Origin of the sequence: Rhodoferax sp. (assembly GCF_028689305.1) — a bacterium.
Classification (GTDB): domain Bacteria; phylum Pseudomonadota; class Gammaproteobacteria; order Burkholderiales; family Burkholderiaceae_C; genus Rhodoferax.
In genome coordinates, this window is record NZ_JAQTWM010000039.1 from 17,352 (window position 1) to 31,418 (window position 14,067).

General features: G+C 61.8%; 14 protein-coding genes. 9 read left to right on the forward strand and 5 right to left on the reverse strand.

Annotated features, from left to right (window positions below; all coding sequences use genetic code 11):
- Positions 1-4: 4 nt before the first annotated feature.
- From PHW99_RS09820 to PHW99_RS09840, 5 genes are all read left to right on the forward strand, one after another.
- Entirely contained in the window at positions 5-1,039 is a 1,035-nt protein-coding gene (locus PHW99_RS09820; protein WP_300176373.1) for an amino acid ABC transporter substrate-binding protein, read from the forward strand.
- Between the two features lie 127 nt (positions 1,040-1,166).
- Complete coding sequence (locus PHW99_RS09825) at positions 1,167-2,342, forward strand: ABC transporter permease subunit (protein WP_300176376.1); 1,176 nt, start codon at positions 1,167-1,169, stop codon at positions 2,340-2,342.
- 13 nt (positions 2,343-2,355) lie between these two features.
- Entirely contained in the window at positions 2,356-3,459 is a 1,104-nt protein-coding gene (locus PHW99_RS09830; RefSeq protein WP_300176379.1) for an amino acid ABC transporter permease, read from the forward strand.
- A 27-nt stretch (positions 3,460-3,486) separates the two neighbouring features.
- Entirely contained in the window at positions 3,487-4,242 is a 756-nt protein-coding gene (locus tag PHW99_RS09835) for an amino acid ABC transporter ATP-binding protein (protein WP_300176382.1), read from the forward strand.
- A 111-nt stretch (positions 4,243-4,353) separates the two neighbouring features.
- A complete protein-coding gene (locus PHW99_RS09840) occupies positions 4,354-6,570 on the forward strand; it encodes a molybdopterin-dependent oxidoreductase (RefSeq protein ID WP_300176385.1) in 2,217 nt (738 codons plus the stop codon).
- 2 nt (positions 6,571-6,572) lie between these two features.
- Here the strand turns inward: PHW99_RS09840 and pmbA are convergent, their stop codons facing one another.
- The gene (pmbA, locus tag PHW99_RS09845) at positions 6,573-8,003 is read right to left on the reverse strand and encodes a metalloprotease PmbA (RefSeq protein WP_300176388.1); all 1,431 of its coding nucleotides are present in this window, start codon (positions 8,001-8,003) and stop codon (positions 6,573-6,575) included.
- Between the two features lie 23 nt (positions 8,004-8,026).
- Here pmbA and yjgA point away from each other — a divergent pair, with 23 nt between their 5' ends.
- Together yjgA and mog are read left to right on the forward strand one after the other, a co-directional pair.
- On the forward strand, positions 8,027-8,686 hold the full coding sequence (yjgA, locus tag PHW99_RS09850) for a ribosome biogenesis factor YjgA (protein ID WP_300176391.1): 660 nt from the start codon (positions 8,027-8,029) through the stop codon (positions 8,684-8,686).
- The gene (mog, locus tag PHW99_RS09855) at positions 8,683-9,285 is read left to right on the forward strand and encodes a molybdopterin adenylyltransferase (RefSeq protein ID WP_300176394.1); all 603 of its coding nucleotides are present in this window, start codon (positions 8,683-8,685) and stop codon (positions 9,283-9,285) included. Before yjgA ends, mog begins: the two co-directional genes overlap by 4 nt.
- A gap of 12 nt (positions 9,286-9,297) precedes the next feature.
- On the opposite strand, the gene PHW99_RS09860 is transcribed toward mog, so the two are convergent.
- The 3 genes from PHW99_RS09860 to PHW99_RS09870 are packed head-to-tail and all read right to left on the reverse strand — an operon-like array spanning position 9,298 to position 11,673.
- Positions 9,298-10,080 (reverse strand): hypothetical protein, encoded by a 783-nt coding sequence (locus PHW99_RS09860; protein ID WP_300176397.1) that lies wholly within the window; start codon positions 10,078-10,080, stop codon positions 9,298-9,300.
- A gap of 3 nt (positions 10,081-10,083) precedes the next feature.
- Positions 10,084-10,857, reverse strand: a complete 774-nt coding sequence (gene cysE / locus PHW99_RS09865; protein ID WP_300176400.1) for a serine O-acetyltransferase — start codon at positions 10,855-10,857, stop codon at positions 10,084-10,086.
- A 9-nt stretch (positions 10,858-10,866) separates the two neighbouring features.
- Complete coding sequence (locus PHW99_RS09870; protein ID WP_300176402.1) at positions 10,867-11,673, reverse strand: RNA methyltransferase; 807 nt, start codon at positions 11,671-11,673, stop codon at positions 10,867-10,869.
- Positions 11,674-11,786: 113 nt separating this feature from the next.
- On the opposite strand from PHW99_RS09870, the gene PHW99_RS09875 reads away from it, so the two are divergent.
- Positions 11,787-12,692 (forward strand): inositol monophosphatase family protein, encoded by a 906-nt coding sequence (locus tag PHW99_RS09875; RefSeq protein WP_300176404.1) that lies wholly within the window; start codon positions 11,787-11,789, stop codon positions 12,690-12,692.
- A 53-nt stretch (positions 12,693-12,745) separates the two neighbouring features.
- Complete coding sequence (locus PHW99_RS09880; RefSeq protein WP_300176407.1) at positions 12,746-13,144, forward strand: YkvA family protein; 399 nt, start codon at positions 12,746-12,748, stop codon at positions 13,142-13,144.
- A gap of 24 nt (positions 13,145-13,168) precedes the next feature.
- On the opposite strand, the gene PHW99_RS09885 is transcribed toward PHW99_RS09880, so the two are convergent.
- Positions 13,169-14,067, reverse strand: an 899-nt coding sequence (locus PHW99_RS09885) for a GGDEF domain-containing phosphodiesterase (RefSeq protein WP_300176409.1), incomplete at its 5' end; no start/stop codon positions are given.

The window sequence follows — 14,067 nt, forward strand, 5'->3', positions numbered from 1 at the left end:
ACGTATGCGTTTTAGCAATCTCAAAACACTGGCTCTCGTTGCAGCCGCTTTTGGCACTTTGGCTGCCGCGCCCGCCCACGCAGGCAAAACCCTGGACGGCATCAAGGCCCGTGGCCAGGTCATCTGCGGTGTCAACACCGGTCTGGCCGGCTTTGGTGCTGCCGACTCTGCCGGCAAATGGAGCGGTCTGGACGTGGACGTGTGCCGCGCTGTGGCTGCTGCCACGCTGGGCGATGCTGAAAAGGTCAAGTATGTCCCGCTGAACGCACAACAGCGTTTCACCGCGCTGCAATCCGGCGAAGTGGATGTGCTGTCGCGCAACACCACTTTCACGCTGACCCGTGACGCGTCCCTGGGCATGCACGCCACTGGCGTGACTTATTATGATGGCCAAGGCTTCATGGTGCCGGTCAAGAGCAAGATCAAGAGCGCCAAGCAGCTCAAGGGCCAAACCGTGTGTGTGCAGTCTGGCACCACCACCGAGAAAAACCTGACCGACTACTCCAAAGCCAACGGCCTGAATATCAAGCCCGTGGTGTTTGAGAAACTCGAAGCTGCTGAAAATGCCTACTTCACTGGCCGTTGCATTGCCTACACCACTGACGCCTCTGGTCTGGCTTCGACCCGCAACAAGGTTGCCAAAGACCCCAAAGAACACGTCATCCTGCCTGAGCTGATCTCCAAGGAACCTCTGGGCCCCATGGTGCGCCGCGGTGACGACGAGTGGTTTGCCATCGTCAAGTGGGTCATCCATGGCCTGCTGGAAGCTGAGGAATATGGCGTGACCCAAGCCAATGTGGACAAACTCAAGACCGAAAGCAAAGACCCCGTGGTACAACGGATTCTGGGTACCTCGGAAGACACCGGCAAGTTGCTGGGTCTGGACAAGGAATGGATGGCCCGCGCTATCAAGGCCACCGGCAACTACGGTGAAATCTTCGAGCGCAATGTTGGTCCGAAATCTGCCCTGGGCCTGCCCCGTGGTGTCAACAACCTGTGGAACAAGGGCGGCCTGATGTACGCCTACCCGGTTCGTTAAGCGCTCAATAGCGCCTCTAGCGCCGCCTGATGTCGCCACAAGCGATTCATGCGGCGCTTTGTTTTGACAGCTCCCATCGGATGCTTGCAGTGTGTCTAACCCATGCCGTCACATGGCACCCAGCACCATGACTACACATACTCCTCCCAAAAAAAATAACTGGTCCTGGCGCAGTCAGGCCTTTCGGGGACTGATCTACCAGATCGTCGCCATTCTTGCCATCACCGGTGTCGTCTGGTTTTTGGCCCACAACACGCTCGTCAACATGCGCATTCGCGGCATCCAGAGCGGTTTCGACTTTTTGACCCAGGCTGCCGGCTTTGATATCGGCGAAAGCCTGTACCCGTTTGATTCGGGTGAAGCCTACTGGCGCGCCTTTCTGATCGGCGTCACCAACACGCTGCGCGTCGCCATCCTGGGCATCGTGCTGGCCACGGTGCTGGGCACCCTGCTGGGTGTTGGCCGCTTCTCGCGCAACGCCCTGGTGCGTGGCCTGTGCCTGTCGTATGTCGAATTTTTCCGCAACATCCCGGTGCTGCTGCAACTGCTGATGTGGTACGTGATCCTCACCGAAGTGTTGCCGCCAGCGGCTGAAGCCTGGCAGGTGGGCCCCCTGTTTCTGAGCAAGGGCGGCCTGAACTACCCCATTCCCGTTTGGGGCACCGGCCAGCTCTGGGCCGCTTATGGCCTGCTACCAGGGGTGCTGTTGGCCTGGGCTTACCGCCGCTGGGCTGTGCGTCAATTTGAAGCCACCGGCAAACCACGCAGCATGGTCTTGATGCCACTGGCCATCCTGCTGCTGGCCAGTCTGGCTGGCTGGGTACTGGGTGGCGCGCCCACCGAGTTCAACCGCCCCGTCAAAGGTGACTTTTCCATTGAAAACGGTGGCGCGCTCACACCCGAGTTCCTGGCCGTGTTGATGGGCCTGACACTCTATACCGCGTCGTTCATCGCCGAAGTGGTGCGCGGCGGCATTGCTTCGGTCGCCCGCGGCCAGAGTGAAGCTGCCTCGGCGCTGGGCCTGAGCCGCAACCAGGAAATGCGCCTGGTGATGCTGCCGCAGGCACTGCGTGTGATCATTCCACCGCTGACCAACCAATACCTGAACCTGACCAAAAACTCCTCGCTGGCCGTCGCTATTGGTTACCCCGACGTGGTGTCGATTGCCAACACGTCACTCAACCAGACCGGGCGCGCCGTGGAATGTATCTCGCTGGTGATGCTGGTGTATCTGAGCACCTCGCTGGGTACCGCGCTGTTGATGAACTGGTACAACAGCCGCGCCGCCATCAAAGAACGTTGAAGCGAGCCTCATCATGACTGCAAACACTTTTCTACCTATTGCGCCGCGTCCGGCGCCCAATCAGTCGGCCGGCCCGGTGGCCTGGGTCAAGGCCAATCTGCTGGCCGATTGGAAAACATCGCTGGCTACTGTCGTCGTCGGCGGCCTGCTGCTGTGGTTCATCCCCCAGATCCTGAACTGGGCTCTGATCAAGGCCGTCTGGCAACCCAACTATGAAGCCTGCCGTCTCGATGGCGCAGGTGCCTGCTGGGGCGTGATCGCGGAGAAATACCGTGTGATCATTTTTGGCCGGTACCCGTTTGAACAACAGTGGCGGCCGCTCGTGGCCACCACACTGCTGGTCGGCCTGTTGATCGCCAGCTGCGTGCGGGCTTTCTGGAAAGCCTGGCTACCCCTGCTCTGGCTAGCCGTGCTGACCGTCTTTTTCACACTGATGTACGGCAACACCCTGGGCCTGATCAAGGTGGAAACCGACCGCTGGGGTGGCTTGCCACTGACCATTCTGCTGGCCTCACTGTCGCTGGTGGCATCCTTCCCGATTGCGCTGCTGGTGGCACTGGGGCGGCGCTCCAAGCTGCCGGCCATCCGCAGTTTCTGCACGATTTATGTGGAACTGATCCGCGGCGTGCCGCTGATCTCCGTGCTGTTCATGGCCTCGTTCATGTTCCCGCTGTTCATGCCGCAGGGCCTGCAGATTGACGTGTTGATCCGTGTGCTGGTGGGGATCACCCTGTTTGCCGCAGCCTACATGGCCGAGGTGATTCGTGGTGGCTTGCAGGCCGTGCCCAAAGGCCAGACCGAAGCCGCCGCCACACTGGGACTGTCCTACTGGCAGACCCAGCGCAAGATCGTGCTGCCCCAGGCGCTGGCAATGGTGGTGCCCGGCATCATGAACAATTTCATCTCCACCTTCAAGGACACTTCGCTGGTGACCATTGTGAGTCTCTACGAACTGACCGGGGCCATGAGCCTGGCACTCAACTCCGACGCCAACTGGCGCCCGTTCACCATTGAAGGCTACATCTTCATTGCCCTGATTTACTTTGTGTTCTGCTTCTCCATGTCGCGCTACAGCCACTGGGTCGAGAAACAGGTCAACAAGAGCAAGCTGCGTTAACCACTTCATACTCATCAGAATTCGATCATGGCTGAAACCAATTCCTCCCCCATCATCACCTTTGACAAAGTCAACAAGTGGTACGGCAACAATTTCCATGTCCTGCGCGACATTGACCTGAGCGTCGCCAAGGGCGAACGCATCGTCATCTGCGGGCCATCGGGCTCCGGCAAATCAACGCTGATCCGCTGCATCAACCGGCTGGAAGAACATCAGGAAGGCCGCCTGATTGTCGATGGCACCGAGCTGACTGACGACGTCAAGGCCATCGACCAGGTGCGCAAGGAAGTCGGCATGGTGTTCCAGCAGTTCAACCTGTTCCCGCACCTGACCGTGCTGGAAAACCTGACACTGTCCCCCATGTGGGTCGGCAAAATGCCCAAGAAAGAGGCTGAAGAAAAGGCCATGCTGCAGTTGAAGCGTGTGCGTATTGCCGAACAGGCCGGCAAATACCCGCTGCAACTCTCCGGCGGCCAGCAGCAGCGCGTGGCGATTGCCCGCGCCCTGTGCCTGAAACCCAAGATCATGCTGTTTGACGAGCCCACCTCGGCACTCGACCCGGAAATGATCAAGGAAGTGCTGGACGTGATGATCGCCATGGCCGACGAAGGCATCACCATGCTGTGCGTCACGCACGAAATGGGTTTTGCCAAGGCGGTAGCTGACCGCGTGATCTTCATGGACCAGGGTCAGATCGTCGAGCAGAATAACCCGCACGACTTCTTCAACAACCCGCAAAGCGACCGCAGCCGGGACTTCCTGTCGAAAATCCTGGGGCATTGACCCACCCGCTGGCACTGTCCCGACTTCGCCGTCGGGGCAGTCGCCCAGGTGCTGGACCGGGCGCACCCAGGATGTGATAAAGCCGGTTTGTTCCATCAAACCTTCAATATCATGAGCGAGACCACCCACCACCGTATCTGCCCCCTGTGTGAAGCCTGTTGCGGCCTCGAAATCAAGGTACGTGACCAAAAAGTCATCAGCATCCGCGGTCACGACGCCGATGTGCTGAGCGGCGGTTACATCTGCCCCAAGGCCGTGGCCCTGAAAGACCTGCAGGAAGACCCGGACCGGCTGCGCACGCCACGCATCAAACGCAACGGCGTGCATGTCGAAGCCAGCTGGGAAGAGGCCTTTGCCGAAATTGAAAAGCGCCTGCCTGCGGTGCTCGCGACCCAGGGGCGCAACGCCGTCGGCGTGGTGGTTGGCAACCCATCAGCGCACAAGATTGGCCTGCTGACCTACCTTGGCAAGCTGGCGCGCACCCTGGGCAGCAAAAACGTGTTCTCGGCCTCCACGCTGGACCAGATGCCCAAACAACTCGCCAGCGGGCTGATGTTTGGCCACTGGCTTTCCACCGCCCTGCCCGACATCACCCGCACCGACCTGCTGCTGGTGATTGGTGCCAACCCGATGGTCAGCAACGGCAGCATGTGGACCGTGCCCGACTTCAGGGGCAAGGCCAAGGCGCTGCAGGCCCGCGGCGGCCAGCTGATCGTGATCGACCCGCGCCGCACCGAGACCGCCGCCATCGCTGACGCGCACCACTTCATCCGCCCCGGCGCCGATGTGTTTTTGCTCGCCGCCATGGTGCACACCCTGTTTGCTGAAAGCCTGGTGACGCTGGGCCGTGTGGCGCCGTGGGTCAACGGCGTGCAGGACGTCCAGCAGGCCGTGACCCCTTTCACCCCCGAAGCCGTGAGTGCACGCTGTGGCGTGGCGGCCGCCACCATTCGCGCCCTGGCCCGCCAAATTGCCGCCACCCCACGCGCGGCCGTGTATGCCCGCATTGGCACCTGCACCCAGACCTACGGCACACTGGCCAGCTGGCTGGTGGACGTGCTCAACACCCTGACCGACCACCTGGACCTGGAAGGCGGCATGCTGTTTGCCAAAGCGGCAGCCTTTGCCAGCAACACCGTCGGCAAACCCGGCATCGGCAAGGGGGTCAGCACCGGACGCCACCACGCCCGCGTCAGCGGTGCGCCCGAGGTGTATGGCGAGCTGCCCATCACCTGCCTGGCCGAGGAAATCGACACCCCCGGTGAAGGACAAATCCGCGCCCTCATCACGGTGGCGACCAACCCCGTGCTCTCCAGCCCGAATGGCCCGCGCCTGGCCCAGGCCCTGGAATCGCTCGACTTCATGGTCAGCCTGGACATTTACCTCAACGAAACCACCCGCCATGCGGACGTGATCCTGCCCGGCCCCTCGCCGCTGGAAGACTTGCATTACGACGTAGCCTTTCCCCAACTCTCCTGGCGCAACCACGTGCGTTACAGCCCGGCGGTGCTGCCCCGCCCCGAAGGTCAGCCCGAAGAATGGCAAACCTTGCTCAAGCTCGCCGCCATCATCCAGGGTCTGGGCGCGCAAGCCGATGCCAATACGCTGGACGACACCCTGTTTACCGAAGACGCCCAGCGCCTGTTGGGTCCACCCACCCAGGCCGTGATGGCCGCCACCCAAGGCCTGCGCGGCCCGCTGCGAGCGCTGGAAGTGGCCCTGCGCAGCGGCCCCTATGGCGACCAATTCGGTCTGAATCCGGGTGGCCTGACGCTGCAAAAAGTGATGGACGCTAGTCCCGGCGGCGGTATTGACCTGGGCGAGCTGCAACCACGTATCCCCGAGATGCTGCGCACCCCGAGCGGCAAGGTGGAGCTGGCACCACCCCTATTGCTACAAGATTTAGAGCGCACAAAGCAGGATATACGCGGGCTAACACCCGATTTAGTCATTATTGGCCGACGCGACGTGTGCAGCAACAACAGCTGGATGCACAACCTGCCGACCCTGGCCAAAGGCCCGTTCCGCTGCACGGTGCTGGTTCACCCCGACGATGCCGCCCGTCATGGTCTGAGCGACGGCGCCCTGGCCACACTGCACAACGGCCCACGCCGTGTGCAGGCCCAGGTGCAACTCTGCACCGACATGATGCCTGGCGTGGTCAGCCTGCCACATGGCTGGGGCCACAACCTGCCTGGCGCACAACTGCATGTGGCCGCCGAACGCCCGGGGGCCAATCTCAACGCCCTGCTGGACGACCAGTTACGCGACCCGCTGTCGGGCAATGCGGTGCTCAGTGGCGTGGCGATCCGGCTGGAGCGCGCTTAAGGTCAGCTGCCCGCCACCTTCATGCGTTTGATCAGCACCGAGCCCACAGTCTTGGCGCCGTAGTTGTAGCTGTCGGCGCCAATGGCCACGATCTCCTTGAACATGGTCTTCATGTTGCCGGCAATGGTGATTTCCTGCACGGGATAGGCAATACGGCCGTTTTCCACCCAGAAGCCGCTGGCGCCGCGCGAGTAATCGCCGGTGACGGCGTTGACCCCGCTGCCCATCAGCTCGGTGACAAACAGGCCGGTGCCCAGGCGCTCCAGCATCGCGTCCAGGTTGTCACCGGCGCGGGTCAGGCGCGAAGTCAAGATCAGGTTATGCGAGCCACCGGCGTTGCCGGTGGTTTTCATGCCCAGTTTGCGCGCGGAATAACTGCTCAGAAAATAACCCTGCACCTTGCCGGCTTCCACCACGCTGCGGGCCTGTACCCGCACCCCTTCGTCGTCAAATGGCGAACTGCCCTTGCCACGTTTGACAAACGGGTCTTCCAGAATGTCGATGTGTTTCGGAAACACGGCCTTGCCCAGGGAGTCGAGCAAAAACGAACTCTTGCGGTACAGCGAACCACCGCTGACCGCCTGCACAAAACTGCCCAGCAAGCCGGCCGCCAGCGGCGACTCAAACAACACCGGGCACTCGGTGGTGGCGATCTTGCGGGCATTCAAGCGGCTCAGGGCACGCTCGGCGGCGTAGCGGCCAATGGCCTCAGGTGCGGCCAGCTCGGCGGCATCACGCTGGGAGCTGTACCAATAGTCGCGCTGCATGGCTGCGCCCTTGCCGGCAATCGGTGACACCGACACCGAATGGCGCGAGCTGGCGTAACCACCGCGAAAACCGTGGGTATGGGCGCTGAAAAAGTGCGACTGCTGGGCCGACACACTGGCCCCTTCGCTGTTGGTGATACGTTTGTCCACCTTGAGCGCAGCGGCTTCGGTCTGCAGCGCCAATTGCGCCGCCTCGGCACTGGTGATGGCCCAGGGGAAAAAGAGATCCAGATCGGTGCGCTGCTCCGACGGCTGGGCGATGTCGGCGGCGTCTGGCAACGCGGCAAACGGGTCTTCGGCGGTGAATCGGGCGATGTCAAACGCCGCTTGTACCGTTTGCCGGATGGCGGTCTGCGAAAAGTCCGAGGTGCTGGCGTTGCCCCGGCGCTGCCCCAGGTGCACGGTGATGCCCAGCGACTTGTCGCGGTTGCGCTCCACGTTCTCCAGCTCGCCCTTGCGCACCGACACACTCAGGCCACAGCCCTCCGAGGCGTGGGCCGAGGCATCCGTGGCACCCAGTTTTTTGGCGTGCTGCAGCGCACTGCCCACCAGGTCTTCAAAAAAAGCCCGGCTGTAGGCAAAACCGGATTCGGCCTGGGTTGTCGTGGTGGGGGTGGAAGGGGCTGCCCGGCGGGCCGCTGACTTGGGCGATTTGGGTTTGTTCATAGCGGCGGCTATGATACCCAGCTATGTCAAGAAAATTGAAAAAAGGCTATTTTGTCCAGGGCGAATTCGTGGCCGAAGGCAGCGAACGCGACCTGGAACTCAAACGCGAGCTCAAAGGGACCGACGAGCAAAGCCGCACCGACCTCAAACGTGAAAGCACCGAATTGCAAAAACTCGGTGAGGCGCTGCTGACCTTGCGCGCGGATCTTCTGGGGCGTCTGACCCTGTCCGACAAGTTCCTGGACGCCATCTCCGACGCCAAACGCATCACCAATTTTGAAGGCAAACGCCGCCAGATGCAGTTCATTGGCAAACTCATGCGCAAGCTCGAACCCCAGGAGGTCGAGGCCGTCAAGGCCGCGCTGGATGAGCAGGCCAACGGCTCGGCGGCGGAAAACCTGGTGCTGCACCAGGCCGAAGTCTGGCGCGACCGCCTGATCAGCCACGATGACGCCGCGGGCCAGTGGATCGCCGAACACCCCGGCACCGACAGCCAGCAGCTGCGTGCCCTGATCCGCCAGGCGCGCAAGGACGCCGTGCCGGACAAACCCGGCGCTGCCGTTCGCCATGGCCGCGCCTACCGCGAGATTTTCCAGTTGGTGCGCGACACCCTGACCGAGCTGCCGGAACCGGACAACGCACCCGCACCCGCCACTTTCAGCCCTGCCCGGGAGGCCTCTTGAACACCCGCAACCCCTTTGACCCGATCAAGATCGGCATTGTGTCCGTCAGCGACCGCGCTTCCAGCGGCGTCTATGAAGACAAGGGCCTGCCGGCCCTGCAGGATTGGCTGAGCCGGGCCATCCAAAACCCGCTGCAGTTCGAGCCACGGCTGATTCCAGACGAGCAAGCCACCATCAGCGCCACCCTGATCGAGCTGGTGGATGCCGGCTGCGCCCTGGTACTGACCACCGGGGGCACCGGCCCGGCCTTGCGCGACGTGACGCCCGAAGCCACCCTGGCCGTGGCGCACAAGGAAATGCCCGGTTTTGGGGAACAGATGCGCCAGGTCAGCCTGAAATTTGTGCCCACGGCCATTTTGTCGCGTCAGGTGGCCGTGATTCGCCACCAGACGCTGATCATCAACCTGCCGGGCCAGCCCAAAGCCATCGCCGAAACACTCGAAGGCCTGAAAGACGCCAACGGCCAGTCGGTAGTGAACGGCATCTTTGCCGCCGTGCCCTATTGTGTCGACCTGATTGGCGGGCCATACATCGAAACCAACGAGGCCGTGTGCAAGGCCTTCAGGCCCAAAGCAGCCATCCGCACTTTTGGCCCCTGAGCTGGCGCAAGCTCAGCGTGTCCACTTCAGGTCTTTTTCGACCTGCACACGATAGGCCTCGACCAGACCTTCGGCCTTGAGCTGCTTCAGGATAGCCGCCAGACGCGGGGCCAATGCGGCGTGTTTGGGATGCAGGTAGGGGTAGGTGGGCAAGGTCGCCAAATGAAACACTTTGAACAGGCGCGTGTTGTCCTTGAACTCGGGGCTGTTGAGGTATCGGCGCATTGAGGTCTCCAGATCACAATACACATCAGTGCGCCCGGCCAGCAACTTCCTCAGCCCCTGCTCGCCGCTGGAAATACTGCTCAAAGAATCTTGCGGCACCACCTCCTTGAGCTTGTTTTCACAAAACAGCACACCACGCTGGTACTCCACCGCCCAGCCAGAGGTGCGTAGCTGTTCCAGGTTTTTCAGCTTGATGTCCGGCTTGGCGGCATACATCACAAAACCCATGTCAATGATGGACTCTTCCACCCGGATCAAATTGGGATGCGCCGCACCATAGTCGTAAATGCGCGAAGGGTCACCGTCAATCTCCCCCGAATCCAGCATGGCGGCATAACGCGCCATCGGGTAATGAACGATTTGCATCGGCATCCCCAGACGGCGGAAGGCTTCGGAGAGGATCAAGGTGCCCCAGCGAACGCCGAACGCCTGGGGCTCTGCATTAGCGCCAAAAATGAACGGCGCAGCTGTCGCACCAAACGCAGCACCACAACCCACAACACCCAACAGGACCCACGCCACACACCACAGGCGCACCAGCCGAAGCAGCCTCTGAAACGCCCAGCGCATGATTTATTTGCCCACCAGCTGGTTCAGCCGTTCCGCTTCAAAATGCTCCTTCAGCGCCGCATCGCAGGGCACGCAATCACCCGCAGCGCGGTTGGCTTGCAGCGTCTCAATGGCTTTCCACAGCAGGGCAATCTGGTGCTCCTGGCTGGAAGCGTTGTCAATCAAGCCACGCATGGCCTGGCTCAGCGGGTCGTCGCTCTGCGTGACACCATAGGCGGAAAAACCCATTTTGGAAGCCGCCTCCTCACGTTTGACGTCCAGATCGGCCTGGATGATGCGTGCCGGGTTGCCCACCGCCGTGGCCCCGGCTGGCACCGGCTTGGTCACCACGGCGTTGGAGCCGACCTTGGCACCATCACCGACCGTGAAGCCACCCAGCACCTGGGCCCCAGCCCCCACCACCACCCCCCGCCCCAGCGTGGGATGACGCTTGGTGCCTTTGTAGAGAGAGGTGCCGCCCAGCGTCACGCCCTGGTAGATGGTGCAGTCGTCGCCAATTTCTGCCGTCTCCCCCACCACCACCCCCATGGCGTGGTCAAAAAACACCCGGTCGCCGATCCTGGCGCCCGGATGGATCTCGATGCCGGTCAAAAACCGGGTGAGGTGCGAGATAAAACGCCCCAGCCACTTGAACCCGTGCGTCCAGCACACATGCGCCAGCCGGTGCAGCACCACGGCATGCAGTCCGGGGTAACAGGTCAGAACCTCCCAGGTGCTGCGGGCAGCAGGGTCGCGGTCGAGAATGCACTGAACGTCGGAGCGGAGTCTGGAAAACATGGACGAAGTCTAGTCGGTGAGCGAAGACGGGGACACGGACAGGGCTGTTTCATCCGTGGTCGGCGTTTTCAGCATCATCTTGGCGATGCCACGCAGGATGTGGATTTCCTCCTGGGTGAGCGCAGCGCGGTTGAACAGCTGATTAAGCCGGGGCATGAGTTTTTTGGGGGACTGCGGGTCCAGGAAACCGATGGCCTGCAGCCCTTGCTCCAGATGCGCCAGCATACCGGCCACCTGGGCCGCATCGGCCAGCGTCGGCATGGTCGTGACCGGCTGCACCAAATAGCCCCCCAGGGCTTCACGCCAGTCATAGGCAATCACCTGCAGCGCGGACGCCAGGTTGAGTGAGCCAAATTGAGGGTTGCTGGGAATGCTCAGGCACACGTGGCAACGGTACACGTCTTCGTTGCGCATGCCAAAACGTTCTGAACCAAACAGGAAAGCCACCCCTGAGTTACGGGCTTTTTCAGCCTCTATCCCAGGTGTTTCCTGCCTATATAGCTCCTGATTCAATAGCATTTTGAAATGTTCACGCGGGGTTCGGGTGGGCGGGCCAAAGTCGCGTGGGGTCATGGCCGTTGCGCACAGGTGGGTCATGCCGTCCAGCGCCTCGTCCAGCGTGTCCACAATCCGGGCGTTTTTCAACACGTCAGTGGCGCCACTGGCGCGCTGGATGGTTTCGTCGCGCCGCAGCACATTGGGCCAACGCGGCGCCACCAGCACCAGATCATCAAAACCCATGGTTTTCATGGCCCGGGCGGCGGCACCAACGTTGCCCGCGTGACTGGTATGGATCAGGATAAATCGCGTCTGCATGTGGTGGCCGTTAAAATAGCACTATTGTCGCTGCCCGCGTTCGCGCAACGACGCCCTCTGCAACTCGCCGCCCAGGCCAACGCACCACCTGTCCGGCAATTACTGACCCCATCATGACTTCTCCCAATCTGCACCCGATGATCAACGTGGCTGTGAAAGCCGCCCGCGCTGCCGGCACCATCATCAACCGCGCCGCGCTTGACGTTGAATCCGTGCGCGTCTCGCAAAAGCAGGTCAATGATTTTGTCACCGAAGTGGATCAGGCTTCCGAGCAAATCATCATTGAAACCCTGCTGGGCGCCTACCCTGGCCACGCCATCTGGGCCGAAGAATCGGGCCGTGTGCATGGCGCCCAGGACTCCGACTATGTCTGGATCATCGACCCGCTGGACGGCACCACCAACTTCATCCACGGTCTGCCCATTTACTGCGTGAGTATTGCGCTGGCCGTCAAAGGCAAGGTGGAACAGGCCGTCATCTACGACCCCAGCCGCAACGACCTGTTCACCGCCACCAAGGGCCGGGGCGCCTACATGAACAACCGTCGCATCCGCGTGGCCAAACGCACCCGCCTGCAGGAATGCCTGATTTCCACCGGCTTTCCGTTTCGCAAGGGGGATGACTTCAACACCTATCTGCGCATGATGGGTGATGTGATGCAGCGCACCGCCGGCCTGCGCCGCCCGGGGGCTGCCGCGCTGGACCTGGCCTACGTGGCTGCCGGCTTTACCGACGGCTTTTTTGAAACCGGCCTGCAGCCCTGGGACGTGGCTGCCGGTTCGCTGCTGGTCACCGAAGCCGGTGGCTTGGTCGGCAATCTGTCTGGCGACGCCGATTTTCTGGAGCAGCACGAATGCCTGGCCGGCAACCCGCGGATTTACGGCCAGTTGGTCGGCATTCTGGGCAAATACAGCAAATTTGCCAGTGCCGGTGACAAAGCCCAGGTGCGCGCCGCGGTGGCAGAGCTGGACCAGCGGCACGATGCCGCGGCCGACACACCGGCCGCCAGCGACGAGTAGTCCCTGAGCAGGCGGGTTTGCAGCAGCCGCTTGAAACGCCCCTGCAAGCCGCGATGCCCCTCCTCGACCAACTCCGCCAGTGGGCCAGGCGCATCAAAACCGATGCCGTGGCGTTGTGGTTTGCCAAAAACCACCCGCAAACCCCCTGGTATGCCAAGGCACTTGGCGCCTTTGTCGTGGCTTATGCCCTGAGTCCCATCGATTTGATCCCGGACTTCATCCCGGTGCTGGGTTATGTGGATGATCTGCTGCTTTTGCCGGCCCTGATTTGGCTGACGGTCCGCCTGATCCCCACCGAGGTGCTGGAGCAATCCCGACTTCAAGCCGCCGAGTGGCTGCGTCAGGCCCATGACCGGCCCAAGGCCATCGGCGGCGCGATCATGGTGGTGGCCATCTGGTTGGTCGTGGGACTCTTGCTGCTCTGGAAATTCAGCGCTTTTTTCTCCCGCTGAAACCGGAAACCAACCGGCAGCGGGTCAACGTGACGGCATCAAGCAGCCCAGCCGCAGCTGGGCCAACGGCACCGGTTTGCCAAACAGATACCCCTGAAACAGGGTGCACCCCTGCTCCAGCAGAAAAGCCCATTGCCCGGATTCTTCCACCCCTTCGGCCACCACACGCAGGCCCAGGCTGCGCCCCAAGGCCAGGACCGTGCGGGCGATGGCGGCGTCGTTGGGGTCGGTCAGCACATCACGCACGAACGACTGGTCAATCTTGAGCTGATCCAGGGGCAGTCGTTTGAGATAAGACAGGCTGGAATACCCGGTGCCAAAGTCGTCCAGTGAAAATGTCAGCCCCTCGGCACGCAAGGCCTGCATGGTCTCAATGGCTTCCTGCATGTCGGTGAGCAACAGGCTTTCGGTGATTTCCAGCTTCAGCAGGCCTGGCTTGGCACCGGTGGCTTGCAGTGTGCTGATGACATTCGCGACAAAATCCGGATGCCGGAACTGTCTTGCACTCACGTTGACGGCCATGGTCAATCCGGCAGTTTCGGGGCTCTGCGCCCAGCTGGCCAACTGCACACAGGCGCTGCGCAGTACCCATTGTCCCAATGGCAGGATCAGGCCCGTCTGCTCGGCCACTTCGACAAATTCGCCCGGCGCCACCAGTCCACGCACGGGATGCTGCCAGCGCACCAGGGCCTCGACCCCCACCACGCGTGCCTGGCTGTCCACCACCGGCTGGTAAAACAGCACAAATTCGTCGCGCTTGAGACCCAGGCGCATGTCGTGTTCGATGCTGATGCGATGCGCCACCAGGGCCTGCATCGCCGGATCAAAAAAGCGCATGGTGTTGCGTCCGGCGGCTTTGGACTCGTACATGGCCAGATCGGCCTGCTTGAGCAACTCGTCCACCGAACGCACCTGCCGCGACA

Excerpts from the sequence above, each read along its gene's own strand:
- PHW99_RS09860 (WP_300176397.1), bottom strand. The coding sequence starts at position 10,080 with ATGCGCTGGGCGTTTCAGAGGCTGCTTCGGCTGGTGCGCCTGTGGTGT.
- PHW99_RS09840 (WP_300176385.1), top strand. The coding sequence starts at position 4,354 with ATGAGCGAGACCACCCACCACCGTATCTGCCCCCTGTGTGAAGCCTGT.
- PHW99_RS09825 (WP_300176376.1), top strand. The coding sequence starts at position 1,167 with ATGACTACACATACTCCTCCCAAAAAAAATAACTGGTCCTGGCGCAGT.
- PHW99_RS09880 (WP_300176407.1), top strand. The coding sequence starts at position 12,746 with ATGCCCCTCCTCGACCAACTCCGCCAGTGGGCCAGGCGCATCAAAACC.
- cysE (WP_300176400.1), bottom strand. The coding sequence starts at position 10,857 with ATGTTTTCCAGACTCCGCTCCGACGTTCAGTGCATTCTCGACCGCGAC.
- yjgA (WP_300176391.1), top strand. The coding sequence starts at position 8,027 with ATGTCAAGAAAATTGAAAAAAGGCTATTTTGTCCAGGGCGAATTCGTG.
- PHW99_RS09820 (WP_300176373.1), top strand. The coding sequence starts at position 5 with ATGCGTTTTAGCAATCTCAAAACACTGGCTCTCGTTGCAGCCGCTTTT.
- pmbA (WP_300176388.1), bottom strand. The coding sequence starts at position 8,003 with ATGAACAAACCCAAATCGCCCAAGTCAGCGGCCCGCCGGGCAGCCCCT.
- PHW99_RS09835 (WP_300176382.1), top strand. The coding sequence starts at position 3,487 with ATGGCTGAAACCAATTCCTCCCCCATCATCACCTTTGACAAAGTCAAC.
- PHW99_RS09870 (WP_300176402.1), bottom strand. The coding sequence starts at position 11,673 with ATGCAGACGCGATTTATCCTGATCCATACCAGTCACGCGGGCAACGTT.
- PHW99_RS09830 (WP_300176379.1), top strand. The coding sequence starts at position 2,356 with ATGACTGCAAACACTTTTCTACCTATTGCGCCGCGTCCGGCGCCCAAT.
- PHW99_RS09875 (WP_300176404.1), top strand. The coding sequence starts at position 11,787 with ATGACTTCTCCCAATCTGCACCCGATGATCAACGTGGCTGTGAAAGCC.